The organism is Gordonia sp. NPDC057258 (assembly GCF_042668985.1).
In the GTDB taxonomy this organism is placed as follows: Bacteria; Actinomycetota; Actinomycetes; order Mycobacteriales; family Mycobacteriaceae; genus Gordonia; species Gordonia hongkongensis.
Genome location: NZ_JBHUXZ010000033.1, coordinates 16,540 through 40,935 on the forward strand (window position 1 = coordinate 16,540; position 24,396 = coordinate 40,935).

General features: G+C 68.2%; 23 protein-coding genes and 2 tRNA genes. 10 read left to right on the top strand and 15 right to left on the bottom strand.

The features are described from left to right. Nucleotides 1–9: 9 nt before the first annotated feature. The 3 genes from ACFUEJ_RS19275 to ACFUEJ_RS19285 form a co-directional block, all read right to left on the bottom strand. Nucleotides 10–777, bottom strand: coding sequence for an HNH endonuclease family protein (locus tag ACFUEJ_RS19275; protein ID WP_388031250.1), 768 nt, complete (start codon nucleotides 775–777; stop codon nucleotides 10–12). A gap of 125 nt (nucleotides 778–902) precedes the next feature. After that, nucleotides 903–3,149, bottom strand: a complete 2,247-nt coding sequence (gene recG, locus ACFUEJ_RS19280; protein WP_137808991.1) for an ATP-dependent DNA helicase RecG — start codon at nucleotides 3,147–3,149, stop codon at nucleotides 903–905. Further along, on the bottom strand, nucleotides 3,146–4,795 hold the full coding sequence (locus ACFUEJ_RS19285) for a DAK2 domain-containing protein (protein WP_065632722.1): 1,650 nt from the start codon (nucleotides 4,793–4,795) through the stop codon (nucleotides 3,146–3,148). The genes recG and ACFUEJ_RS19285 overlap by 4 nt, the downstream gene beginning before the upstream one ends. A 281-nt stretch (nucleotides 4,796–5,076) precedes the next feature. Here ACFUEJ_RS19285 and rpmB point away from each other — a divergent pair, with 281 nt between their 5' ends. Both rpmB and ACFUEJ_RS19295 read left to right on the top strand, forming a co-directional pair. Beyond that, the gene (gene rpmB, locus ACFUEJ_RS19290) at nucleotides 5,077–5,268 is read left to right on the top strand and encodes a 50S ribosomal protein L28 (protein WP_004023092.1); all 192 of its coding nucleotides are present in this window, start codon (nucleotides 5,077–5,079) and stop codon (nucleotides 5,266–5,268) included. A 107-nt stretch (nucleotides 5,269–5,375) separates the two neighbouring features. Next, nucleotides 5,376–6,215: an enoyl-CoA hydratase/isomerase family protein gene (locus tag ACFUEJ_RS19295; protein ID WP_159371137.1), complete on the top strand. Its 840-nt coding sequence runs from the start codon at nucleotides 5,376–5,378 to the stop codon at nucleotides 6,213–6,215. 229 nt (nucleotides 6,216–6,444) lie between these two features. Here the strand turns inward: ACFUEJ_RS19295 and ACFUEJ_RS19300 are convergent, their stop codons facing one another. Genes ACFUEJ_RS19300 through ACFUEJ_RS19310 form a run of 3 tightly spaced genes read right to left on the bottom strand, consistent with a single transcriptional unit; the run spans nucleotide 6,445 to nucleotide 8,751 of the window. Then, a complete protein-coding gene (locus ACFUEJ_RS19300; RefSeq protein ID WP_065632720.1) occupies nucleotides 6,445–7,128 on the bottom strand; it encodes a uracil-DNA glycosylase in 684 nt (227 codons plus the stop codon). Between the two features lie 26 nt (nucleotides 7,129–7,154). Then, a complete protein-coding gene (locus tag ACFUEJ_RS19305) occupies nucleotides 7,155–7,676 on the bottom strand; it encodes a gamma carbonic anhydrase family protein (protein WP_338855457.1) in 522 nt (173 codons plus the stop codon). A gap of 31 nt (nucleotides 7,677–7,707) precedes the next feature. Continuing rightward, nucleotides 7,708–8,751: a thiamine-phosphate kinase gene (locus ACFUEJ_RS19310; protein WP_338855458.1), complete on the bottom strand. Its 1,044-nt coding sequence runs from the start codon at nucleotides 8,749–8,751 to the stop codon at nucleotides 7,708–7,710. 225 nt (nucleotides 8,752–8,976) lie between these two features. Between ACFUEJ_RS19310 and ACFUEJ_RS19315 the strand changes: the two genes are divergently transcribed. Together ACFUEJ_RS19315 and ACFUEJ_RS19320 are read left to right on the top strand one after the other, a co-directional pair. Then, nucleotides 8,977–9,222: an Lrp/AsnC ligand binding domain-containing protein gene (locus ACFUEJ_RS19315; RefSeq protein WP_058252118.1), complete on the top strand. Its 246-nt coding sequence runs from the start codon at nucleotides 8,977–8,979 to the stop codon at nucleotides 9,220–9,222. Between the two features lie 84 nt (nucleotides 9,223–9,306). Beyond that, the gene (locus ACFUEJ_RS19320) at nucleotides 9,307–9,900 is read left to right on the top strand and encodes a DUF3515 domain-containing protein (protein WP_068970242.1); all 594 of its coding nucleotides are present in this window, start codon (nucleotides 9,307–9,309) and stop codon (nucleotides 9,898–9,900) included. A 14-nt stretch (nucleotides 9,901–9,914) separates the two neighbouring features. Here the strand turns inward: ACFUEJ_RS19320 and ACFUEJ_RS19325 are convergent, their stop codons facing one another. Next, a complete protein-coding gene (locus ACFUEJ_RS19325) occupies nucleotides 9,915–10,922 on the bottom strand; it encodes an NAD(P)H-dependent glycerol-3-phosphate dehydrogenase (protein ID WP_058252120.1) in 1,008 nt (335 codons plus the stop codon). Nucleotides 10,923–11,066: 144 nt separating this feature from the next. On the opposite strand from ACFUEJ_RS19325, the gene cofC reads away from it, so the two are divergent. From cofC to ACFUEJ_RS19340, 3 genes are all read left to right on the top strand, one after another. Beyond that, nucleotides 11,067–11,804, top strand: a complete 738-nt coding sequence (gene cofC / locus ACFUEJ_RS19330; RefSeq protein ID WP_065632753.1) for a 2-phospho-L-lactate guanylyltransferase — start codon at nucleotides 11,067–11,069, stop codon at nucleotides 11,802–11,804. A gap of 74 nt (nucleotides 11,805–11,878) precedes the next feature. After that, complete coding sequence (locus ACFUEJ_RS19335) at nucleotides 11,879–14,077, top strand: RNA degradosome polyphosphate kinase (RefSeq protein ID WP_065632752.1); 2,199 nt, start codon at nucleotides 11,879–11,881, stop codon at nucleotides 14,075–14,077. Between the two features lie 44 nt (nucleotides 14,078–14,121). After that, a complete protein-coding gene (locus ACFUEJ_RS19340) occupies nucleotides 14,122–15,054 on the top strand; it encodes an NUDIX hydrolase (protein WP_065632716.1) in 933 nt (310 codons plus the stop codon). 103 nt (nucleotides 15,055–15,157) lie between these two features. Here ACFUEJ_RS19340 and ACFUEJ_RS19345 read toward each other — a convergent pair whose 3' ends face one another. The 3 genes from ACFUEJ_RS19345 to leuC all read right to left on the bottom strand — a co-directional run bounded on the left by ACFUEJ_RS19345 (nucleotide 15,158) and on the right by leuC (nucleotide 18,069). Beyond that, entirely contained in the window at nucleotides 15,158–15,787 is a 630-nt protein-coding gene (locus ACFUEJ_RS19345; RefSeq protein ID WP_159371140.1) for an HU family DNA-binding protein, read from the bottom strand. A gap of 173 nt (nucleotides 15,788–15,960) precedes the next feature. Continuing rightward, nucleotides 15,961–16,554, bottom strand: coding sequence for a 3-isopropylmalate dehydratase small subunit (gene leuD, locus ACFUEJ_RS19350; protein WP_065632714.1), 594 nt, complete (start codon nucleotides 16,552–16,554; stop codon nucleotides 15,961–15,963). Nucleotides 16,555–16,605: 51 nt separating this feature from the next. After that, nucleotides 16,606–18,069, bottom strand: coding sequence for a 3-isopropylmalate dehydratase large subunit (gene leuC, locus ACFUEJ_RS19355; RefSeq protein WP_065632713.1), 1,464 nt, complete (start codon nucleotides 18,067–18,069; stop codon nucleotides 16,606–16,608). Between the two features lie 107 nt (nucleotides 18,070–18,176). Between leuC and ACFUEJ_RS19360 the strand changes: the two genes are divergently transcribed. Further along, nucleotides 18,177–18,911, top strand: a complete 735-nt coding sequence (locus ACFUEJ_RS19360) for an IclR family transcriptional regulator (RefSeq protein WP_058252125.1) — start codon at nucleotides 18,177–18,179, stop codon at nucleotides 18,909–18,911. Between the two features lie 60 nt (nucleotides 18,912–18,971). Continuing rightward, nucleotides 18,972–19,469 (top strand): PPOX class F420-dependent oxidoreductase, encoded by a 498-nt coding sequence (locus ACFUEJ_RS19365; protein WP_058252126.1) that lies wholly within the window; start codon nucleotides 18,972–18,974, stop codon nucleotides 19,467–19,469. 130 nt (nucleotides 19,470–19,599) lie between these two features. On the opposite strand, the gene ACFUEJ_RS19370 is transcribed toward ACFUEJ_RS19365, so the two are convergent. The 5 genes from ACFUEJ_RS19370 to ACFUEJ_RS19390 form a co-directional block, all read right to left on the bottom strand. Next, nucleotides 19,600–19,672: transfer RNA gene (locus ACFUEJ_RS19370), tRNA-Glu, on the bottom strand. A 54-nt stretch (nucleotides 19,673–19,726) separates the two neighbouring features. Beyond that, a tRNA-Gln gene (locus tag ACFUEJ_RS19375) sits at nucleotides 19,727–19,798 on the bottom strand. 86 nt (nucleotides 19,799–19,884) lie between these two features. Further along, nucleotides 19,885–21,363, bottom strand: coding sequence for a glutamate--tRNA ligase (gltX, locus tag ACFUEJ_RS19380; RefSeq protein ID WP_068970241.1), 1,479 nt, complete (start codon nucleotides 21,361–21,363; stop codon nucleotides 19,885–19,887). 46 nt (nucleotides 21,364–21,409) lie between these two features. Beyond that, the gene (locus tag ACFUEJ_RS19385) at nucleotides 21,410–22,234 is read right to left on the bottom strand and encodes an alpha/beta fold hydrolase (RefSeq protein WP_065632710.1); all 825 of its coding nucleotides are present in this window, start codon (nucleotides 22,232–22,234) and stop codon (nucleotides 21,410–21,412) included. Beyond that, on the bottom strand, nucleotides 22,231–23,001 hold the full coding sequence (locus ACFUEJ_RS19390) for a fumarylacetoacetate hydrolase family protein (protein WP_211540657.1): 771 nt from the start codon (nucleotides 22,999–23,001) through the stop codon (nucleotides 22,231–22,233). The genes ACFUEJ_RS19385 and ACFUEJ_RS19390 overlap by 4 nt, the downstream gene beginning before the upstream one ends. 151 nt (nucleotides 23,002–23,152) lie before the next feature. Between ACFUEJ_RS19390 and ACFUEJ_RS19395 the strand changes: the two genes are divergently transcribed. Then, complete coding sequence (locus ACFUEJ_RS19395) at nucleotides 23,153–24,382, top strand: MFS transporter (protein WP_226513655.1); 1,230 nt, start codon at nucleotides 23,153–23,155, stop codon at nucleotides 24,380–24,382. Nucleotides 24,383–24,396 lie beyond the last annotated feature (14 nt).

Below are 24,396 nucleotides of genomic sequence, written 5' to 3' on the forward strand. Positions count from 1 at the left end.
GCATGGTCGTCAGTCCGCACACCGCAGCGCCTCCGACAGGACGCGTCGGGAGGGTTCGTCGATCGCCAATCCGTATGTAGCCGTGACGATCACGAACTGAATCGCGTACTGGCACCAGAATCCACGGGCCGGTGGCATCCAGCGCGCGGGTTCGGAGTCGCTCTTTTCCTGGTTCGAACGCCCGTCGACGGCAACGAGATTGGCGGGGTCGTTCGCGAAGTCCAGCCGCCGGTCGGGCGGCCACGCCCACGCTCCCATGTCCCAGGCATACGACAGCGGGACGATGTGGTCGATCTGCACCGCCGACGCGCTCCGATCGCGCCGGAAGACGACGAAGTCGCCGGTGTACGGGCTCCGCAGTTCGCCCGCCAGTACGGCACGAGGACAACTCGGCGTCGGGCCGGCTCGGATGTCGTGGAGATCCCGAGCCAGCACGTCGTTACGGGTGTCGCACCCGTTGCCGCCTCCGGGAACGGACCCGGCGTCCGACCAGGCGCTGCCGAACGCGGCCCGGTCGTAATCCTGTCGGTCGGTACGACCCGCACTGATCGGGATCGAGGCGAGCGACGACGCCGCCTGCCCCGCCATCGCCCGAATCCTCGGGTCGGTGTCGGGACCGGCCCGAAAGGCGTCGACGCCGACGGCGACCACCACCGCCGTGACGACGGCGGCGACGAGCACCGCCCACTGCCGTGGCGACCAGGACGGCGAGTCCCGCGGCGTCCAGCGCATCCATCGGATCCGCATGCGGAGTCGTCGCAGCGTCGGCGAACGCATCACCATGCATTCTCAGACGCACGCGGCAACCTTCTGGTTCCGTGTGTCGATCGGCCCGGTACCGGTGTCGCAGAACGTGGCGCCAGGCGCACCGATGCGCGACAACTGGGCTCGGGCCGAGCCGGTCAGGACTTGTCGAGGTACGCGATCTTGTGCGGCACGAGGATTCCGTCGACGAGATCCGCGAGCGGTCGGTGTTCGAGCAGCGTGATGTCCTCGCTCACCACCTCTTCCGCGAGTCCGCGGGCGTCCTCGATGACCTCGACGTCCTCGAGCAGGGACAGGAACCGCAACGACGTGTTGACGCCCGACTGTAGGGACCCGAGCAGATCACCCTCCCGGCGTTGCTCGAGATCGACTCGCGCGAGCTCGAATCCGTCGTTCGAACCGGCCACGGCGCGGAGGCGGTCCATCGACGGCGAGCCGTCCCGGGCATTCGTCATCAGCAGGCACAGACCCGCATGCCGCCCACGTCCCACACGACCGCGCAACTGATGCAGCTGGCTCACTCCGAACCGATCGGCGTCGACGATGACCATCGTGGTCGCATTGGGCACGTCGACACCCACCTCGATGACGGTGGTGGACACCAGCACGTCCACCTCGCCCCGACCGAAGGCATCCATGACGGCGTTCTTCTCGTCGGCGGGTAGGCGGCCGTGCAGGAGCTCCACGCGTCGGTGCGCGAACGGGCCGGCGACGAGGGCCTCGTACTGCTCGAGGACCGAGGTCGGCCGCGGGCCCTTCTCCTCGTTGTCGTCGGACTCGGGTTCGGGCCCGTCGCCGATGCGCGAGCACACGACATAGACCTGACGGCCGGCGTCGATCTCCTCGTTGGCGCGCGACCACACCCGGTCGACCCATGAGGATTTCCCGGTGGGCACCACCGACGTGGTGATCGGCTGCCGGCCGCGCGGCAGCTCCCGGAGGACCGAGGTCTCGAGGTCACCGAAGGCGGTCATGGCGACGGTCCGCGGGATCGGCGTCGCGGTCATCACGAGGAAATGCGGTATCCGCCCGTTGCGGCCCTTGCCGCGCAACACATCTCGCTGCTCCACGCCGAAGCGGTGCTGTTCGTCGATCACGACGAGTCCGAGGTCGAAGAACTCGACCTTGTCCTCGAGGAGCGCGTGGGTCCCGATCACGATCCCGGCCTGGCCCGTCACCACGTCGAGGAGCGTCTCGCGCCGGCCCTTGGTCTTCATCGAACCCGTCAGCAGCGCGAGGCGCGTCGCGCCGTCGGCCGCGGTCAGTTCGCCCGCCTCGGCGAGGTCGCCCAGCATCGTCTTCATCGTCCGGTAGTGCTGTGCGGCAAGCACTTCCGTCGGGGCCAGGATGGCGCACTGGTACCCGTTGTCGACGACCCGCAGCATTGCCAGCAACGACACGAGTGTCTTCCCGGACCCGACCTCGCCCTGCAACAGCCGCGACATCGGCTGCGCGCGGGCCAGATCCTCGGCGAGCTCCTCCCCCACCTCGACCTGACCGTCGGTCAGGGTGAACGGGAGTCGGTCACGCAACTTGTCCTCGAGACCGCCGGGCACGCGTGGACACGGTGGCGCCGACTCGCTCCGCCCCGCCAACCGGCGCTGCGCCAGCACGGTCTGGATGGCCAGCGCCTCATCGAACTTCAGCCGATGGGCGGCGACCTTCACGTCGTCCTCGGCATCGGGCAGGTGGATCTTGCGGATCGCCTCGTCGGTGCTGACGAGACCCCGCGCGCGGCGTTCGGCTTCGGTGAGTGCGTCGGGAATCGGCGCGCTCTCACTCAGGACCCGACGGACCGCGCCGAGGATGTCCCAGGTCTGAATGTTCTTGTTGGCCGGGTACATCGGCAGGATGTCGCGGTCGAACATGGTGACCAGGGGGTGATCGCCGCGCTCTCCGGTGATCTGCTCCTCGATCGCGTACATCTCGGTCAGCATCTTGGAACCGACGACGTCCTCGATCTCCGGATCGCCGTCGGGAAGGATCATCCATTCCGGATGCGACAACTGGATCTGGTCGCGGAAGTACTTGACCGCGCCGGCCATCATCACCCGTGCACCGGGTCGGAACAGCCCCTTGAGGCGGTGGGCGTTGAAGAAGCTGGCCTCGTAGACGTCGTTGTCGTCGGTGACCTTCACCTTGAGGAACGACCCTTTGCGGCTCCTCATCTTGATGAGATCGGACTTGGTGATCCGTCCGACGATCGTCAGCCACTCACCCGGTTCGGGCCGCTCCTGGTCGACCACGTGGCCGCGTCGGATGTACCGGCGGGGCGTGTACCGCAACAGCTCCCCGACCGTGTGCACGCCGACGGTGGCGAGCTGTTCGGCGGGCTTGGTCCCCAGGACGTCGGACAGCGAATCCGACAGTGCCAGTTCGGTCACTCCACACCCACCTGGACGAGATCGGTGCGCTGTCCGGTGCGGTACACCGCCAATTCGATGCCGGGGTAGCTGCGCCGCATCTGCTCCGCGACGGCCTCGAGGGCGGCCTCGTCGACCTCGACCCCGGCGAGCACCGTGACGAGCTCGCCTCCGGTGGAGAGCATGAGGTCGACGAGGGCGGTGCACGCCGACGTCTGATCCGGCGCCACGACGAGCACGTCGTCGCCGATCAGCCCCAGCACGTCACCGACCTCGCTCATCCCCGCCAGCGTCATCATCCTCGTGGTCGCCGACTGCAGCGATCCCCAGCGTGCCCCGGCGGCGGCCTCGGCCATCGCGTAGGCGTCGACGTCGGGGACCTCGCTCGGATCGTGCACGGCGAGAGCGGCGAGGCACTGGGTCATCGACGACGTCGGCAGCATCAGGACCGAGCGCTGGGTGGACCGCACCTCGGTGGCGACCGTGACGAGATCCTGCGATGTCAATGCGCCGTTGGCCATGACGACGACGTGCGCGCTGTCGGTGTCGCGGATCGCGCGGCCCAGCTCGTGGGCGGAGAGTCCGTCGTCGGCGCGCAGCACGACCGCACCGGCCTCGCCGAACAGTTCGGCCGCGCCGTCACCGGACACGACGACCACCACCGCCCGTTTGTGCCGGGGCGGCGGCTCAGCCGAATCCGCCTGTGCCCGAATGGCATCGAGAGCGAAGCAAGTGATCCGGACATCCGAGAGCTGCCCGAGGCCCGCGCCGGCCTCGACCGCCGCACCCGGGTGGCAGGTGTGGACGTGTACCGAGAAGCGTTCGCCCTCACCGCTGGAACTGTCGCCGACGATCACCACCGCGTCGCCGAGTTCGTCCAGACGTTCGCGCAGTTCGGCGATCTGCTCGCCGGCCGCGCCGTCGAGGAGGTACATGACCTCGAAGTCCTGGTCGCTCCCGTCGAGGCAGCTGTCGTCCGGTCCGTGACCGAGCGTGGTGCTGTCGGTGAGGATGCCCCGGTAACGCCGGCGGCGGTGCGAGACGCCGGTGATGACCTTGACCATGGCGTCCACGATCGCGAGGAAGCCACGCCCGCCCGCGTCCACCACGCCCGCGTTCGCGAGCACCGACAGCTGTTCCGGGGTGCGTTCGAGCGCTTCGGCACAGTCGTCGGCGACGGCGCGCACCTGGTCGGCCGGGGACTCGTGCTCGTGCGCCGCGGCCGATTCGGCGGCGACCCGCACCAGCGTGAGGACCGTACCCTCGCGCGGTTCGCTCACCGCACGGGTCGCCGCGAGCGAACCGAGACGCAGACCCAGCGTCGAGAACTCGGCGAAGGTCAGGGCGTCGGTGTCGCCCAGGATCTCCGCACCGTCCGCGAGTCCGACCAGCACCTGCGAGAGGATGATCCCCGAGTTGCCCCGCGCCTGCGCCACCGCGCCGTCGGCCATCGCGCGGGCGACCTCGGGCAGCGACGCGTCGGGCGGCGTCTTCTCGACCGCCTCGGCCGCGGCCCGCATCGTGAAGAGCATGTTGCTCCCGGTGTCCGAATCGGGGATCGGGAACACGTTGAGGTCGTTGATCTCGCCGCGCAGCGACTCGAGCTGTTCGACCGAGACTCGGGCCCAATCGCGCAGCAACTGCGGGTTGACGGTGCGGGCGATCACACGGTGGCTCTTTCTCGCAGACGCGGCGCGCGACGTACTGTGCTCTCGCGCGCAACGTGACCGGCTGGTGAGGTTGTGGGCAAGGTTACTCGGGGTGTCCGACCGTGCGGCGCGCCCGAGCGGGACCGGGTGGCGGATCGGCTCGGATTTGGTCACGCCACCACGACCTGGTTATCCTTGCAGGGTTGCCTTTCGCCTCGAGCGCGCACACCCACCGGTGGTGCCGATCGATCCGAGCGGCTGAACACCAGACCATGATCATCTACCAAGGGAGTTCGACGATGGCTGCCGTCTGCGATATTTGCGGCAAGGGCCCGGGCTTCGGCAAGTCGGTGTCTCACTCGCACCGCCGTACCAACCGCCGCTGGAACCCGAACATCCAGTCCGTTCGCGTGGAGGTCGCCCCCGGCAACCGCAAGCGCAAGAACGTCTGCACCTCCTGCCTGAAGGCCGGCAAGACCGCAGCTGTCTGACCTCCTCGCCCGTCCGCGGGTGGGAGTTCGAGAGCACGAGACCCGATGCCATGAGCGCAAGCTCCCCGGCATCGGGTCTTTGGTGTGTGCGCGATAGGGTTTCGCGCATGGCCTCATCGAACCCCACCGCCCCCGCTGCCGTAGACGACACCGACGCTCTGGTGCACGAGCGCAACGGCGTCCTCACCATCGCGGTCTCGACGGCGGGCGCGGGCAACTCGCTCGACGACGCCGCCCTCGCCGCGGGAACCCAGGCACTGCGCGAGGTCGCGCGTGGACAGCGTGACGTGGGGGCGGTCCTGCTCGTCGGGCTGGGCAAGAACTTCTGCGCCGGCGGCAACGTCCGCGCCTTCGCCGGTGCGGACGACCGCCCGACCTATCTGCGCGAGATCGCCGACAACTTCCATCAGCTCGTCGGCGCCCTGTACGAGGCGAACCGCCCCGTCGTCGTCGCCGCGAAGGGCTGGGCCGCCGGCGCGGGCATGTCGCTGGTGTTGCACGCCGACGTCGCCGTCGGTGGTCCGTCGACCCGGCTGCGGCCCGCCTACCGCGGTATCGGTCTCACTCCCGACGGGGGTCTCACCTGGACCCTCCCCCGCGCCGTCGGCGCTGCCCGGGCACGCCAGATCATCCTGACCGACCGCGTCATCGGCGCCGACGAGGCCCAGCAGTGGGGGCTGCTGTCGGAGATCGTCGCCGACGACGAGGTCGAGTCCGCCGCGCGCACGGCCGCCGAGGCCATCGCGTCGGGTCCCCGTGACGCCGACGCGATGACCAAGCATCTGTTGGCCGTCTCCGCCGACACCACGTTGGTCGAGCACCTCGCCCTCGAAGCCCGCTCCATCTCCGAACGGTCCGGACTGCCCGAGGGCATCGAGGGAGTTGACGCCTTCGTCGGCAAGCGCGCGCCGGACTTCACCCGGGGCCGTGCCACCACCGCCCCCTGATCCGAAAGAACGACATAACCATTGCTCCCTGAGGTGCGAGGAGCGCCAGCGACGAGCCACGAAGGGCCTGGTGAGACAGGTTGCGGAGCCCTTCGTGGCTCGCTTCGCTCGCACCTCAGGGAGCAGAGATGTGGACGCTCAAACAGTGTTCTTTCGTAGTCCACGACGGCCGCCAGGCCGCAGGTACTGAGGTGCGAGGAGCGCGTCGAGGTCGACGAGCCTCGAAGGGTCACGGCAGACGCCACTCCACCGGTTCGGCCCCGAGGTCCATCAGTTCCTCGTTGGCCCGGCTGAAGGGTCGGGACCCGAAGAACCCGCGCGAGGCCGACAACGGTGACGGATGCGCCGACACGATGGTCGGGACGTCGGGCAGCCACTTCTCCAGTCCCGCGGCGTCCCGGCCCCACAGGATCGCGACGAGCGGCTCGTCGCGGGCGGCAAGCGCCTTGATCGCGCACTCGGTCACCTCTTCCCAGCCCTTCCCCCGGTGAGAGGCCGGCTCGCCGGGGGCCACCGTGAGCACGCGGTTCAGCAGAAGCACACCGTTGTCCGCCCACGGCGTGAGATCCCCGGTGGTCGGCATGGGGTAGCCGAGATCGGCGCAGTACTCGGTGTAGATGTTCGTCAGGGAACGCGGGATCGGGCGCACGTCGGGCGCCACCGAGAAGCTCAGTCCGACGGCGTGTCCGGGCGTCGGGTATGGATCCTGCCCGACGATCAGCACGCGCACGTCGTCGAGGGGGCGCGTGAATGCCCGCAGGACATGTTGTCCCGCAGGCAGATAGCGCCGCCCCTCGGCGATCTCGGTGCGCAGGAACCGGCCCATCTCGGTGATGAGCGGCTCGACCGGGGCGAGCGCCTGCGCCCAGCCCGGGTCGATCAGTTCGGCAAGGGGTTTGGGTGGTGCGGTCACTCGATTGCCTCCGTCGTGGGCGGTCGTCAGTCCAGTCGTTTCAGGGCGGTGCGATAGTGCTGCGCGTTCTGGAAGTACATCTCGCAGTTGAGTTCGGTGTGCCCCTCCGGTACCACGTAGCCGTCGCGGAGCCGGGCCGGTACACCGAGCGCCATCCGTCGCGAGGGAACGTCGAACTTGAACGGGACCACCGCGCCGGCTCCGACGATCGCGCCATCGCCGACCGTGGACCCGTTCAGGACCACCGATCCCGAGGCGATGAGGCAGTCGTTTCCGATCGTCGCGCCCTCGATGTGCGCGTTGTGTCCGACGACGCACCGTTCGCCGATCACGGTCGGGTCGAGAACCGTGCAGTGGATGACGGTGCCGTCCTGGATGTTGCTGCGGGCGCCGACGGTGATGGTCCCGTAGTCGCCGCGGAGTACCGCGCCCGGCCACACCGAGACACCGTCGTCCAGGGTGACCGCGCCGATCACCACCGCGTCCGGGTGCACGTAGGTGTCCTGTCCCAGGACCGGTTCTCGGTCGTCGAGTGCGTAGATCGCCATGAGGCGACTCTAATGGTGCGCCCCGGGGACCTCAGTCACCAGTCGGGTCGGCGAAGGACTGCCACCCGTGCAGTTCGAGACCGTCGGGCCCACCGACCCGGCGGTCGTCGACCCAGACCTCGGGCGCCGACGAGGACTTCTCCCCCACCGAGCCGATGACGGTCCACCCTGGCGGCACCACCGCGGGCCCGCCGAACGCCGCGAGCAGGTGATGGTCCTCGCCGCCGGCCAGTACCCAGCGGTCGACGTCCGCCCCGAGTTCGCTTGCCGCGGCAGCCAGATCCGGGCGCCGCGGTACGGCGTCGCCATGCACGGTCATGGCGACCTGGGCAGCCCTCGACATCGTGAGCAGTTCCTCGACCAGACCGTCGGAGATGTCGGTCATGGCGTGCGCACCTGCCGCCGCGGCGACCGGCCCCTGGGTGAGGTCGGGGTTCGGAACTCGGTGCAGTGCAACCAGTTCCGACCAATCGCTGACCACCGGACGCGGATCGGACAGCACCGCGAGTCCCGCGGCGCTGGCCCCCAGCGGACCGCTCACCGCGAGGACGTCACCAGGCCGGGCACCGCCCAGCGAGACGGGGGGCCGACCCTCGAGCGCGCCGACCGCGGTGACACTCACCACCACCTGACCGGCCGCGACGAGGTCGCCGCCCAGCACCCGGGCCCCCTGTCCGTGTGCCGCGCGGACCACGCCGTCGTTGAGGTCGAGGACGACGCCGACCGGCGTGTCCGACGGACACGCGATGGACACGACGAGACCCGTTGTGCGGCCGCCCATCGCGGCGACGTCGGCGGCACTCTGCACCACCGCGCGGGCGCCGACCTGCTCCGGCGTCGACCAGTCGAATCGGAAGTGGCGCCCCTCGACGACGGTGTCGGTGCTGATCACCGCCGATCCCCCGATGTCGAGAACGGCTGCGTCGTCACCGGATCCGATCACGATGTCGTCGGCGGGCTCACCGGAGGTCGCGGACGCGGTCAACGCGGCGATCACGGCACGCTCACCGATCGCCCCGGCCGTGTCGGTCCGGTCGATCGCGCGGTCCTGCCGACCTGTCTCGTCGAAGGTCACTCGTCGGGGCCTTTCCTCTTCCGGTCGCGCGCGCACGGGGTTGTCGGTGACAATGTGTGCCACAGTGTATGGGGCCGCCGGGCGAGAGCGATCCGCAACAGTCCGGCCGCCCGCGGCAGTCGTGCACTGCCCGACGACCGCGCATGCGCCGAGCCGCCGGTACGACAGCCCGTGTCGACGATGTGCCCCATACGATGTGGCCCGGGAACGACACAGACGGAGAGGATGTCCGTGGTTCAGGCATACATACTGATCCAGACCGAGGTCGGCAGGGCCGCCCTCGCAGCCGCGACCATCGCCGAGATCGCCGGGGTCGCCTCGTCGGAAGAGGTCAGTGGGCCGTACGACGTGATCGTCCGGGTCGACGCCTCCGATGCCACCCACCTGACCGAGAACGTGGTTCCGCAGATCCAGAAGGTGGACGGGATCACCCGCACCCTGACCTGCCCGGTGGTCCCCACGACGCGCTGAGGGGCGTCGGCCGGCCGCCCACGACGGGTGATCGTGACAGGTCCCCGTGCGCGGGTTCGGCAGACCGACTCCTACTGTTGTGGGGTGACGTCAGCAGGTTCGGATGACACCCAGCAGGATCCCGTCGACGGCGAATCCGCCGAGGACTCCGCGCGGTATGGCGGCGGCGGACGTCTCAGCCCCGCACTCGTCGCGACCCTGGTAGCCATTCCGGTGATGGTGCTCGCCGGCTTCATCGTGTTCGCCGCGATGCGCCCCGATCCGGTGACCCCGATCGAGTCCTACGACTCCGTCGGCCCGGTCGCCGCGGAGTGCACCCGCTTGCTCACCGAAGCACCGGACACCTTCGAGGGTTTCGGCACCAAAGAGGTCTCCGGCGACCGCGCGACGTGGCCGTCGACCGGCCCGGGCGACGACATGACACTTCGGTGCGGGGTGACCCGACCTGCCGAGCTGTCTCCCACCAGCAATCTCCAGGAGATCCACGCCGCCGGCCAGGCCGGGGTCCAGTGGTTCATCACGGACACGGTCGACGGCTCGGGCCAGGCCTATGTGTGCGTCGACCACCGGCCCTATGTCGCGATGTGGATTCCGACGAACGCCGGCAACGGACCCATCACCGACATCTCGGGACTGATCGACCGCACCCTCGAACGGGGACCGCTCGACTTCGGCTGATCGGCGGCGGGCGCTCAGTCCCGGTAGATCTCCGGCTTGGTGCTGCGGCCCAACAGCGAATTGACCGCGTCGGCCACCGACATGCCGTCGTGACAGACCTGGTGGACCGCGTCGGTGAGCGGCATCGGCACCTGGTGTCGCTCGGCCAGCGCACGCACCGACGAGCACGACTTGACGCCCTCGGCGACCTGCCCGTTGGTGGCCTCCTGAGCCTGCGCCATGGTGGCACCCTCCCCCAGCCGCGCGCCGAACGTGCGGTTGCGCGACAACGGCGACGAACACGTCGCGACGAGATCCCCGATCCCGGCGAGACCCGCCAGCGTCTCGATCTGCGCGCCCACCGCGACGCCCAACCGGATCGTCTCGGCGAGCCCACGAGTGATGATCGTCGCCAGGGTGTTCTGACCGAACCCGATGCCGCTGGCCATCCCGCAGGCCAGCGCGATGACGTTCTTCGCAGAGCCGCCGATCTCACATCCGACGACGTCGGTGTTGGTGTACGGCCGGAAGTATCGCGTACTGAACGCGCTCTGCAGCGTCACCGCCCGCGCCTCGTCGGCACAGGCGATCACGGTCGCCGCCGGTTGACCCTCCGCGATCTCGCGTGCCAGGTTCGGCCCGGTCAGCACCGCGATCCGGTCGTCGGCGACACCGGTCACCTCGGCGATGACCTCACTCATCCGCAGCAGGGTGTTGGATTCGATGCCCTTGGCGAGCGACACCAACGACGCATCCGACCCGATGTAGGGCGTCCACTGCGTCAGGTTGGGGCGCAACGACTGCGACGGAACACCGCAGACGACGACGTCGGCGCCGAGCAGGGCATCGACCGCCGAACTCGTCGCGGTGAGCGCGGCGGGCAGCGCGATGCCGGGTAGATAGTCGGCGTTGACGTGCTCGGTGTTGATCGCCTCGGCGAGTTCGGGTCGCCGCGCCCAGATCACGGTGTCGGTACCGGCATCGACCAGCACCTTCGCCACCGAGGTTCCCCAGGAACCCGCACCCATCACCGCTGCGCGCACCGCAACCTCCCACCGGGCAAGCCCAATTCCGTATTCCCACCGCCGGCGCCGGCCGGACGGCCGACCCTGCTCACCCTAGTGCCTGCCGGGTATGGCCGACCCGGAATGTCACCGACCAGGGGTCGGTGCATCATGATGGTCGGCATGGAACACAGCACCGTCGGCGCGGGCGCCGACTCGACGGTCGTCGACGCGGGGGGCAACGAGCCCGTCGCGACGTCGGTCGCGGCCGTGCTGGCGGTCAAGAATCTGCACCGCGCGAAGTCACGACTGGCGGCGACGCTGTCCACCGCATTCGAGGGTGACGACCCCGTCGCCCGGGGTTCCCTCGTCCTGGCGATGTTCCTCGACACCGTCGACGCCTTGCGCGGCGCCGGGATCTCTCGGCTCGTCGTCGTCAGCCCCGACGACGAGGTGCTCGCCGCGGCGCGGCGCTCGGGCATGCGCGGCCTGAGCGAGTCGCCGCACCGGGCACCCGCGGACGCCGGTCTCAACTCCGCGTTCGTCGAGGGTGCGCGCTGGGCGCGCGAGGCGTGGCCCGAGTCGACGGGCCTGATGTACGTGCAGGCCGATCTGCCGGCGGCGACGAGCACGTCCGTCGCCGCCGTGTTGCGCGCCGCCGGTGAACACCGCTCGAGCTTCGTCACCGACCGGGACGGATCCGGGACGGTGCTGCTGCACGGCACCGGTACCGGCGTCCCCGCTCCCCGTTTCGGTCCCGGTTCGGCGGCCGCCCACCGGGCCGCCGGCGCCGTCGAACTCGACCCGGCCGGCCGGGAGTGGGCCGACCTGCGCACCGACGTCGACACCGCGGCGGACCTGGGCGTCGCCCGCGAGCTCGGCCTCGGACCGCACACCGTCGCTGCGCTGCGTCATCTCTGACCCCGACCCGCAATCGACAAGCGTCCGACCGGCGGGCGTGTACGCCGGGGACGGCGATGGGTCATCATTGGGGGGTGAGCCCCGCCGACGATGACGTATCGCAGACCGCCACGGTCACCACGACACCGATCCCGCATGCCCCGCCGGCCGCCACCCTGGTGCCCGACGAATCCGCCGACCTGCCCGAGGACCGTTACCTCAACCGGGAATTGAGCTGGCTGGACTTCAACTCCCGGGTGCTCGCACTCGCCGAGGACACCTCCCTGCCGCTCCTCGATCGTGCGAAGTTCCTCGCCATCTTCGCCTCGAACCTCGACGAGTTCTTCATGGTGCGGGTGGCCGGACTCAAGCGGCGCGACGAGACCGGCCTGTCGGTCCGGTCCGCCGACGGCCTGTCGCCGCGAGAACAACTCATGCGCATCGCCGGACGCGCGCAGACCGTCGCCGACCGGCACGCGCGCGTCTTCCTCGATTCGGTCCGACCGGCGTTGGCCGACAACGACATCTACGTGGTGTCCTGGTCGCAGCTCACCGCCGAGCAGCAGGCGCGGATGACCGATTATTTCCAGGACGAGGTATTTCCGGTCCTGACGCCCCTGGCGGTCGACCCCGCTCATCCGTTCCCGTACATCAGCGGGTTGTCGCTGAACCTCGCGGTCACGGTCCGCGACGTCAACGAGAGCGGCGAGCACTTCGCGCGGGTCAAGGTACCGGACAACGTGAACCGCTTCATCCGCGTCGACCGGCTGTCGCCCGCTCGGGCGTCCGACGACGACAAGGCCGCCAGGAGCGCGGTGTTCCTACCGTTGGAGAGTCTGATCGCGGCCAACCTCGGGACGTTGTTCCCGGGTATGGAAATCGTTGAGCACCACGTCTTCCGGATCACCCGCAACGCCGACTTCGAGGTCGAAGAGGACCGCGACGAGGACCTCCTCCAGGCGCTCGAGCGAGAACTCGCGCGCCGTCGGTTCGGCTCGCCGGTGCGGCTCGAGGTCGCCGACGACATGAGCGAGCACATGCTCGAGTTGTTGCTGCGCGAGCTCGAGGTGGACCCCGCCGACGTCATCCAGGTGCCCGGACTCCTCGATCTGTCATCACTTTTCGAGATCTACGCGCTCGACCGCCCGCATCTCAAGGACCGTCCGTTCGTCCCCGCCACCCACCCCGCGTTCGGCGAGCGAGAGACACCCAAGAGCGTGTTCTCTACTCTTCGCGACGGTGACGTACTCGTCCACCATCCGTACGACTCGTTCTCGACGAGCGTGCAGCGGTTCATCGAGCAGGCCGCGGCCGACCCGCAGGTCCTGGCCATCAAGCAGACGCTGTACCGCACCTCCGGCGACTCCCCGATCGTCAACGCGCTCATCGACGCCGCCGAGGCCGGGAAGCAGGTCGTCGCGCTGGTGGAGATCAAGGCCCGCTTCGACGAGCAGGCGAACATCAAGTGGGCCCGCAAACTGGAACAGGCCGGCGTCCACGTCGTCTACGGCCTCGTCGGTTTGAAGACCCACTGCAAGACCTGCCTGGTGGTGCGTCGCGAGGGCTCGACGATCAAGCGGTACTGCCACATCGGGACCGGCAACTACAACCCGAAGACCGCGCGGCTCTACGAGGACGTGGGCCTGCTGACCGCCGCCCCCGACATCGGCGCCGACCTGACCGATCTGTTCAACACCTTGACCGGCTACTCCCGCAAGCAGGAATACCGCAACATCCTCGTTGCGCCGCACGGCATCCGGGCGGGCATCATCAAACGGATCCATCGCGAGATCGAGCTGTTCCGCGACGGCGACACGCGCGCGAGAATCCAGCTCAAGGCGAATGCACTGGTCGACGAGCAGGTGATCGATGCGCTGTACCGGGCCTCGCAGAGCGGGGTACCCGTCGACGTCGTCGTCCGTGGCATCAGCGCGCTGCGGCCCGGGGTCGAGGGTTACAGCGACAACATCCACGTGCGGTCGATCCTGGGGCAGTTCCTCGAGCATTCCCGAATCCTGTATTTCGGTGCGCAGAACGAGTACTGGTTCGGCAGCGCGGACATGATGCACCGCAATCTCGATCGGCGCGTGGAGGTCATGGTGAACGTCCGTGACGAGCGTCTGGCCGGTGAACTCGGTGACATCTTCGCCTCCGCCCTCGATCCGCGGACCCGCTGCTGGGTCCTGCAGTCCGACGGGAGCTGGGTGGCCTCACCCGCCGAGGGCGAAGAGGTGCGCGACCATCAGCGACAGATGATGCGGCGCAATCGTCGTCGGCCGGAGACCAGTTCGTGACCGGCACCGACGCGTAACCTTCGACCTCTACGATCACCATCGACATGGCGAAGAAGACGAATGAGGTGTGGGCCGCCGGCGGTGTGGTCTGGCGACCGGTTGTCCCAGGTCCGACCGGGAACGATGCCGCCGAGATCGACGATGTCGAGATCGCGGTCGTCCACCGCCCCAAGTACGACGACTGGACGCTGCCCAAGGGAAAGGCCGAGCCGGGCGAGACCCTCATCGACACGGCGGTGCGCGAGATCGCCGAGGAGACGGGCCAACACGTCGTTCTCGGCCGGCACCTGGACGACGTCCACTACGACCTCGGCAGTACCCGCAAGCATGTGCGCTACTGGTCGGCGCGAGCGTCCGACGGAGAGTTCGTCGCCGGGCACGAGGTCGACGAGCTGCGGTGGCTCTCCGTCGACGAGGCCCGGGAGATGTTGAGCTATCCGCTCGATCGCACGATCCTCGAGGAGTTCGTGCGGCTACCCGCGGACCTGCACACGTTCCTGTTGGTACGGCACGCCAAGGCCGGCCGGCGCTCGACCTACAAGGGCGACGACCGGTTGCGGCCCCTCGACAAACTCGGCCGGGCGCAAGCCGCCGCCCTCGCCCCATTGCTGATCGCGTTCGGGGCGAGCCGGGTGCACTCGGCCGATCGCGTCCGCTGTGAGCAGACCCTGGAACCGCTACGCGACCGGCTGGGGGTCGAGTTGCACAGCGAGCCGGATCTGTCGGAGGAGACGTATCGGACCAATCCGGCAGCGGCGCAACGCCGGATCCTCGAACTCGCCGCCGACACGACGTCGACCCTGGCGGTCTGCAGTCAGGGCAAGGTGATCCCGCCCCTCATGGACTGGTGGTCCGAGCGCGACTCGATCCCGCTTCCCAAGGCCTCCAACCGCAAGGGCAGTGTGTGGGTTCTGTCCCTGTTCGACGGCCGGCTGGTGGCGGCCGATCACATCGCCGGGCCGCTCCCGACAGCCTGAGTTCCCGCGCCCCCCGCCGGTTGACCCCGAACACGATTCAGCCCCCGGCGGGGGAAGTACGCCGGGGGCTGAATAGGGATCGTCGACCGCGGTTGTCCGCAGGTCAGCGACGGGTGGTCTTCTTCGCCGCGGTCTTCTTCGCGGCAGTCTTCTTGGCCGGAGCTTTCTTTGCGGCGGTGGCCTTCTTCGCCGGCGCCGCCTTCTTGGCCGGAGCCTTCTTCGCCGCGGTGGTGGTCTTCTTGGCCGCCGTGGTCTTGGCCGGAGCCTTCTTCGCCGCGGTGGTGGTCTTCTTGGCCGCCGTGGTCTTGGCCGGGGCCTTCTTCGCCGCGGTGGTCTTCTTGGCGGCGGCGGTCGTCTTCTTGGCGGCGGTCTTCTTCGCCGGCGCAGCCTTCTTGGCTGCCGTGGTGGTGGCTCCGCTTCCGCGCTTCACAGCCGGACCGGTCGCGGACAGCTTCTGCTTGCCCGCCACAACGGCTTTGAACTGAGCGCCCGGACGGAACGCCGGCACCGAGGTCGCGCGGACCTTGACGGTCTCGCCGGTGCGCGGGTTACGGGCGACGCGCGGTGCGCGCTTCCGCTTCTCGAATACGCCGAAGCCGGTGATCGTCACGCTCTCGCCCTTGTTGACCGCGCGCACGATCGTGTCGACAACGAGCTCGACGGCTTCAGTCGCAGTCTTGCGATCCGCGTCGAGCTTCTTGGTCAGCTCATCAATGAGCTCCGCCTTGTTCATGAGTACCTCCGCAAGCTGATCTGACCGAGTTTCGGCCAGCTACCAACACACGGTAAACGTCGGATGTGAAAACGTCCATCTTCCACGCCAATTAGGACGCCGTGTTGCGAAATGGCATGGCAGCTCACGATGGTGCCGCCGCGGCGAGATGACCCCGCCGCGGCGGTGCGAAATCAGTCCGCGAGGGTGCGCGGCTTGAATGCCGGACGCGCCGACTCGTACTCGGAAATCGCCTCTACCTGGCGCAACGTGAGTCCGATGTCATCGAGACCCTCCATCAGGCGCCACCGCGTGTAGTCATCAATTGCCAACGGCACCACGAGGTCTCCGGCGGTGACCGTCTTATCGACAAGGCTCACCGTCACTTCGAGGCCCGGAGTCTCCTCGAGGCGCTTCCACAGCAGTTCGACGTCGGACTGCTCGACCTGCGCGGCCACCAGACCCGCCTTGCCCGAGTTGCCGCGGAAGATGTCGGCGAAACGCGACGAGATCACCACGCGGAAGCCGAAATCGGACAGCGCCCAGACCGCGTGCTCACGCGACGACCCGGTGCCGAAGTCGGGACCGGCAACCAGGACCGACCCGCGGCTCCAGGGCTCGTTGTTGAGGATGAAATCGGGATCGGTCCGCCAACCGGCGAACAGACCGTCCTCAAAGCCGGTGCGCGTCACCCGCTTCAGATAGACGGCCGGGATGATCTGGTCGGTGTCGACGTTGCTGCGACGCAGCGGGACACCGATTCCGGTGTGTTCGGTGAACGGTTCCATGAGAAAGCCCCTGTTCGAATGATGTGGCAGGAATGTGGGTCGGACCGTGACTCAACCGAGATCGGCGGGCGCCGGCTGCGAGTCCAGATCGGCGGGCGCGGACAAGGTGCCGCGCAGCGCGGTGGCCGCTGCCACTCCCGGAGACACGAGGTGCGTTCGGCCACCCTTGCCCTGGCGCCCTTCGAAATTGCGGTTGGAGGTCGACGCACACCGCTCCCCCGGGGCGAGCTGGTCCGGGTTCATGCCCAGGCACATCGAGCACCCGGCCTGCCGCCACTCGGCGCCGGCCGCGAGGAAGATCTCTCCGAGTCCCTCGTCCTCGGCCTGTGCACGCACCCGCATCGAACCGGGCACGATGAGCATCCGCATCCCGTCCGCGACCTTGCGCCCCTTGAGGATGCCGGCGACCTCGCGCAGGTCCTCGATCCGGCCGTTCGTGCAGGAGCCGACGAAGACCGTGTCGACCTTGATGTCGCGCAGCGGCGTTCCGGGCTCGAGGCCCATGTACTCGAGCGCCTTGGCCGCGGCACTCGCCTTGACCTCGTCGCCGTACTCCGCCGGGTCGGGTACCGCCGCGCCGAGCGGGGCACCCTGTCCCGGATTGGTCCCCCACGTGACGAACGGGGTCAGCGAGGCGGCGTCGATGTGCACCTCGGCGTCGAAGGTGGCGCCGGGATCGGTGCGCAGACTGTCCCAATAGTCAACGGCAGCATCCCAATCGGCACCCGAGGGGGCATGCGGGCGGCCCTTGAGGAACTCGTAGGTGACCTCGTCGGGTGCGATCATCCCCGCCCGGGCGCCTGCCTCGATCGACATGTTGCACACCGTCATCCGCGCTTCCATGGAGAGCTTGCGGATCGCCTCCCCGCGGTACTCCAGCACGTAACCCTGCCCGCCGCCGGTGCCGATCTTCGCGATGATCGCGAGGATCAGGTCCTTGCTCGTCACGCCGGGCGGGAGCTCGCCGTCGACGTTGATCGCCATCGTCTTGAACGGGCGCAGCGAGAGGGTCTGCGTCGCCAGGACGTGCTCGACCTCACTGGTACCGATACCCATCGCGATCGCTCCGAAGGCACCGTGTGTGGAGGTGTGGCTGTCACCGCACACGACGGTCATGCCGGGTTGGGTCAGGCCCAGCTGCGGCCCGACCACGTGGACGATGCCCTGCTCGGCGTCACCCATGGGGTGAAGGCGGACGCCGAATTCCTCGCAGTTGCTGCGCAGCGTGTCGACCTGGGTCCGCGACACGGGATCGGCGATGGGCTTGTCGATGTCCACCGTCGGGACGTTGTGGTCCTCGGTCGCGATGGTCAGATCCGGTCGGCGGACCGGACGACCGGCGAGGCGCAGGCCCTCGAAGGCCTGGGGACTGGTGACCTCGTGGACGAGGTGGAGGTCGATGTAGATCAAGTCGGGATTGGTGTTGCCGGACGCATCGACGTCACCGGGGACGACGACATGGTCGCGCCACACCTTCTCGGCGAGAGTCAGCGGCTGGGCTGGGCTGTTGCTCATGGCTTCACTCGTTATCTGCTCGGGTTCTTCGGACTCTGCACGCGGTGTTGACGTTCTGGCTGTGTTTCGAACGTGCATCTCACTATTTGGACAGCTAGTATCGTCCTATGGGAAAGGATACCGCATCCGCGGTCAGCAGCGGAATCGGAGTGCTCGACAAGTCCGTGGCGGTGCTGCACGCGATCGCCGAGGCGCCGTGCAATCTCTCCGAGCTCTGCGAGCGCACCGGTCTGCCCCGGGCGACGGCACATCGACTCGCCGTCGGACTCGAGACGCACCGCTTTCTGACCAGGGATGTCACCGGCCGCTGGCAGCCCGGCCCCGTCCTCGGCGAACTCGCCTCCTCGGCACACGATCCCGTCACCGAGTCCGCTCTCATGGTCCTCCCCCGGCTCCGCGACATCACCGGCGAATCGGTTCAGGTCTATCGCCGCGAAGGGGCCGAACGCGTCTGCGTCGCCGCGATGGAACCACCGACCGGCCTGCGTGACACCGTGCCGGTGGGCACCCGGTTCCCCATGAGCGCAGGGTCCGCGGCGAAGGTCCTCCTCGCCTGGGCCGACCCCGCCACCCAGCGCGCGCTCGTGCCGGACAGCGTCTTCAGCGAGCGCGCACTGCACGAGATCCGCCGGCGCGGGTGGGCCCAGAGCGCCGGTGAACGCGCCGCCGGAGTCGCGAGCGTGTCGGCTCCCGTGCGCGACGGCAACGGTGACGTGGTCGCCGCGATCTCGGTGTCCGGGCCGATCGACCGAATGGGCCGGCGACCCGGTGCACGCTGGGCCGCCGATCTGCTCGCCGCCGCCGACGCCATCCACAAACGCCTCCAGGCCGCACGTCCCTGACCCAGAGCCGTTGCACCCGGAGCGGTTCCGATGAACCCGCCGGTGGGCTAGCGTCGGGGAATGGGAGTCAACCAACGCAATCAGATCGTCATGTCCGAGGCCGAGATCGCGGAGTTCGTGGCGCGCAGTCGGACCGCGACCCTCGCCACCACCGGAGCGGACGGGAGCATCCACCTCGTGGCGATGTGGTACGGGATCATCGACGGCGAGATCTGGTTCGAGACCAAATCCAAGTCGCAGAAGGCGGTCAACATCCGTCGCAACAACCGGTGCTCGGTGATGATCGAGGACGGTGACACCTACGACACACTGCGCGGCGTCACCTTCGAGGGCACTGCCGAGATCCTCGACGACCCGGACTCGTGCCTGAAGGTCGGCATCAGCGTCTGGGAACGCTACACAGCGCCCTACACCGAAGAATCGCGACCATTCGTCGAGCAGATGATGAACAAGCGCGTCGCCGTCCGGATCCGTCCGTCCCGCACCCGTTCCTGGGACCACCGCAAGCTCGGCATCCCCGAGATGCCGGCCTCGGGCACCACCGCCGAATTCCTCTGACCGCAGTCCCGGCGCGACACCTTCTGACCCTCGTCCGTGTTTCGGTGTGATCATCGCAACACGGACGAGATGGTCTGTCGCGCAATGAAAAACACCCTCCCCCTGCATCGCAGAGGAAGGGTGTTTCTCGTAGCCCCGACGGGATTCGAACCCGCGCTACCGCCTTGAGAGGGCGGCGTCCTAGGCCGCTAGACGACGGGGCCATGGGAACTTCCGGCGATCAAGACCTTAGCACGGTCTCGATCTCTTTCTGTCCGCTGGGGTACCAGGACTCGAACCTAGAATGGCGGTACCAGAAACCGCTGTGTTGCCAATTACACCATACCCCATTGGCTTGATTCTCCTTGCGGAAAACTGCCGAGAAAGAGAGTATCAAAGGGTCACCGTAAGTCCACAAACGTGCAGCTCAGCGGCACTATTTGGCTGCGATCTCCCGTGCCGAGGCCAGCCGCGCGAGCGTCTTGTCGCGACCCAGGATCTCCATCGATTCGAAGAGCGGCGGACTGACCTGGGAGCCGGTCACCGCCACGCGTACCGGACCGAACGCCTTGCGCGGTTTGAGCCCCAGATCGTCCACCAGCGCAGCATTCAGTGCGTCCTGCAGTGCGGCGGTGGTGAAGGAGTCCAGCGACTCGACCGCGGCGATGGTGGCGTCCAGGACCGGCACCGCGTCGGCGCCCAGGTTCTTGCTCGCCGCCTTCTCGTCGATCGTGAACTCGTCGTCGGAGACGTAGGCGAAGGAGATGAGGTCCCACGCGTCGCCGAGGACCTGGATACGCGTCTGCACCAATTCGGCCAGAGCCGCGAAGGTCTCGTCGTCGGCGCTCTCGGGGAGCTTGCCCTGCGCGACGAGATACGAGCGCAGCCGCGCCGTGAAGTCGGCGACCTCGAGCATCCGGATGTGCTCGGCGTTGATGGCGTCGGCCTTCTTCTGATCGAACCGTGCGGGGTTCGAGTTGACCTGTCGCACATCGAAAGCCGCGATCATCTCGGCCAGGCTGAAGACGTCGACATCGCTCTTGTAACCCCAGCCGAGCAGCGCGAGGTAGTTGAGCAGACCCTCGGGGATGAAACCGCGGTCGCGATGGTGGAAGAGGTTCGACTGGGGGTCGCGCTTGGAGAGCTTCTTGTTGCCCTCACCCATCACGAAGGGCAGGTGCCCGAAGGCCGGCACGGCGTCGGCGACGCCGATACGGATCAGCGCGTCGTACAGCGCGAGCTGCCGCGGAGTCGACGACAGGAGATCCTCGCCGCGCAGCACATGGGTGATCTTCATCATCGCGTCGTCGACCGGGTTGACCAGCGTGTAGAGCGGATCGCCGGTCGCACGGGTCAGCGCGAAGTCGGGAACGGTACCCGCCTTGATCGTCGTCGTGCCGCGCACGAGATCGTCCCAGGTGAGGTCGGTGTCCGGCATCCGCAGGCGGACAACGGGTTTACGTCCTTCGGCGAGGTAGGCCGCACGTTGCTCGGGCGTCAGGTCACGATCGAAGTTGTCGTACCCGAGCTTGGGGTCGCGTCCGGCGGCGCGGTGCCGGGCCTCCACCTCTTCCGGGGTCGAGAACGCCTCGTAGGCCTCGCCGGCCTCGAGAAGGCGGGCGACGACGTCGGCATGGAGTTCCCGCCGCTCGGACTGCCGGTAGGGACCGTAGGGTCCGCCCACCTCCGGCCCCTCGTCCCAGTCGAGACCGAGCCAGCGCAAGGCGTCGAGGATGGCCTCGTAGGATTCTTCGCTGTCTCGCGACGAGTCGGTGTCCTCGATGCGGAAGACGAAGGTGCCACCGTCGTGCCGGGCCTGCGCGAAATTGAAGAGCGCGGTCCGCACGAGTCCCACGTGGGGAGTGCCGGTCGGGGATGGACAGAATCGGACGCGAACGGCCTCACTACTGGTCATGAGGCTCAGCGTATCGAAGCCGACCGCCGCCCCCGCACGCCCGCCGTCAGGCCCGGTGGCGCTCGCAGAACTCCACCAGGACCCGGTTCACCTCGGCCGGCTGTTCGAGATAACCGAAATGACCGGCCCGCTCGATCTCGACGTACTCCGCGCCTGGAATGGCTTCGGCGACTTCGCGCGCCAGCTTCGCCGGCAGGGTCCGGTCGTCGGCGAATCCGACGACCAGCGCGGGCCGGGTGATGCCGCGGTACGCCGCGAGACGGTTGGACTCCTTGTTGTGGAGTTCGAGCTGTGCGCGGACGCCCGGGGTGATCGTCTGCGGGGAGAACCCGATGATGTCGAGCCAGTCTCGCGCGGTGCGGTCGTCGTCGAGCGTGTGCGGCGACAGGTTGAGATGCGCGGTGATGGCGGCCTCGTACTCCGGTGGCAGCTTGATCTTGTTGTCGTAGAGGGCCCGCTCACCGGCCGAGATCGCTTCCTGCAGTGGGGTGTTGCGGCCGTACGTCGCAACCATCACCGCCGCCTTGACCACGTCGGGGCGGGCCAGCGCCAGCTCCTGGGTGATCCGGGCACCCAACGAGGTGCCGATCACGATCGCCGGACCGCGGCCGAGGTGTTCGATCAGAGCCGCGGTGTCGGCGACCATGTCGTCGAGCGTGAAACCCTCGGCGCACTCCGACGACGGTGCGACACCGCGGTTGTCGAACGTCACGACGGTGAAGCCGGCTTTCACCAGCGCGGGTTCCTGATGCGCCTTCCAGACGCGGCCGGGACTTCCGGTTCCCATGACCATGACCACGAGCGGGCCCGACCCGGCGAGGCTGTAGGAGATGTCGATCCCGTTGACACGGGCCGTGCTGGGAGCTGTCACTTGTCCACCACCGGGTTGGAGAGCGTACCGATACCGTCGACGGTCACCGAGATTCGTTGACCGGCGACCATGGGCCCGACCCCTTCCGGGGTGCCCGTGAGGATCACGTCGCCGGGCAGCAGGGTCATCACGCGCGAGATCCACTCGACGATCTCACCGACGTCGTGGAGCATCAGCGATGTCCGGGTCCGCTGCTTGACCTCGCCGTCGAGTTCCGTCACGAGTTCGACGTCCGTCGGGTCGAGCGCGGTGTCGATCCACGGGCCGAGCGGACAGAAGGTGTCGTAGCCCTTCCCCCGGGTCCACTGCCCGTCGGCCTGCTGGTGGTCGCGGGCGGTCACGTCGTTGGCGACCGTGTATCCGAGGATCACGTCCTTCGCCTGCGCGGCCTTCACATCCTTGCACGGGCGTCCGATGACGGCCGCGAGTTCTCCCTCGTAATCGACCCGTTGCGACGACGGCGGACGCACGATGGGTACCTCGGGGCCGATGATCGAGGTGTTGGGCTTGAGGAAGATCACCGGGTCGGCCGGCGCCTCGCCGCCCATCTCCGCCGCGTGTGCGGCGTAGTTCTTGCCGATGCAGATCACCTTGCTGGCGAGGATCGGCGCCAACACCCGAACATCCGCCAGCTTCCACGACCGGCCGGTGAACGTCGGCGTACCGAAGGGATGTTCGGCGATCTCCTTGACGACGGCGTCGTCTCCGTCGCCCTCGACGGACACGAAGGCCACGCCGTCAGGACTCGCAATTCGACCTAAGCGCATGTCCAGACCCTATCGCACCGCCGATCCCACACGTTGGGAGACGAGTTGGCGGACGTCGGTGCCGGTTTTACAATTTGGTCACACTGTTTCATATATTGAGATATCCAACCCCGGTTCACCGGGTCCGGACAGGCAGCGAGGTGAGTAGACCATGACCGATGTCGACGACATCACCACTGCCCGAAGGTGGATCATCCTCGGGTGCTCGCTGCTCGCCGCGCTCACCACGACTTGTGTGGTCAGCGGTGTCGCCTACCTGATCCCCACGCTGCACACCGACGCCGGACTCACCCTCACCCAGGCCTCGGCGCTTGCCGCGATCCCGACGGTCGGACTGATGGCGGCGACGATCCCGTGGGGAATCCTGTTGGACCGCTACGGCGAACGACGGATCCTCCTGCTGTCGCTGTCGATCTCGCTCGCCGGCGCGACCGGGGCGACCGTCGCCGCGTCAGCCGATGCGTCCTATGCCGTCGTGGGTGCCGCGCTCTTCGTGGGCGGTCTCGGCTCGGGGGCGGCGAACGGGGCCAGCGGTCGCATCGTCGTCGGCTGGTTTCCCGCACACCAGCGTGGGACTGCGATGGGCATCCGGCAGATGGCACAACCGCTGGGGATCGGCGTCTGCGCTCTCACCATGCCGGTTGTCGCAGCGAGTTCGGGACCCGCTGCGGCACTGGCGATCCCAGCCGTGGTGACTGCTGCAGGACTCGTCGCGGTGGTCGTCGGCATCACCGATCCGCCGCGTCGGCCGGCTCCCGCGTCGACGGTCGGCAACCCTCCCCCGCGCACGAATCCCTACCGCGACAACTCTTTCCTCGCACGCATCCACATCGTCAGCATGCTGCTGGTCATCCCCCAGTCCATGCTGTGGACCTTCGTACCGACCTGGCTGATCGTCGCGCACGGGTGGTCACCGGCCGGCGCCGGAACCCTGATCACCGTGACCCAGATCATCGGTGCACTGGGCCGGATCGTCGCCGGACGGTGGTCGGACGCCTGGATGTCGCGGATGCGACCGGTCCGCGTGATCGCGGTGGCCGGTGTCGCCGCCATGTCCGCGCTCGCGATCGCCGACTGGTTCGACAGCCCACTCGCGCCCGCGCTCATGGCGGTGGCGAGTGTCATCTCGGTGGCCGACAACGGCTTGGCGTTCACCGCCATAGCCGAGTACGTCGGACCGGAATGGAGCGGACGCGGACTCGCCGTGCAGAACACCGGACAGTATCTGGTGACCGCGGCGACCACACCGCTTCTCGGAGCACTCATCGCGACCGTCGGTTTCCCGATCGCCTTTGCCGCGACCGCCCTGGCACCGCTTGTCGCGACGCCCCTGGTCCCGCGCGACCGGATGCGGGCAGCCGATGAGCTGGTCGACGTGTAACCCCACCAACGGGC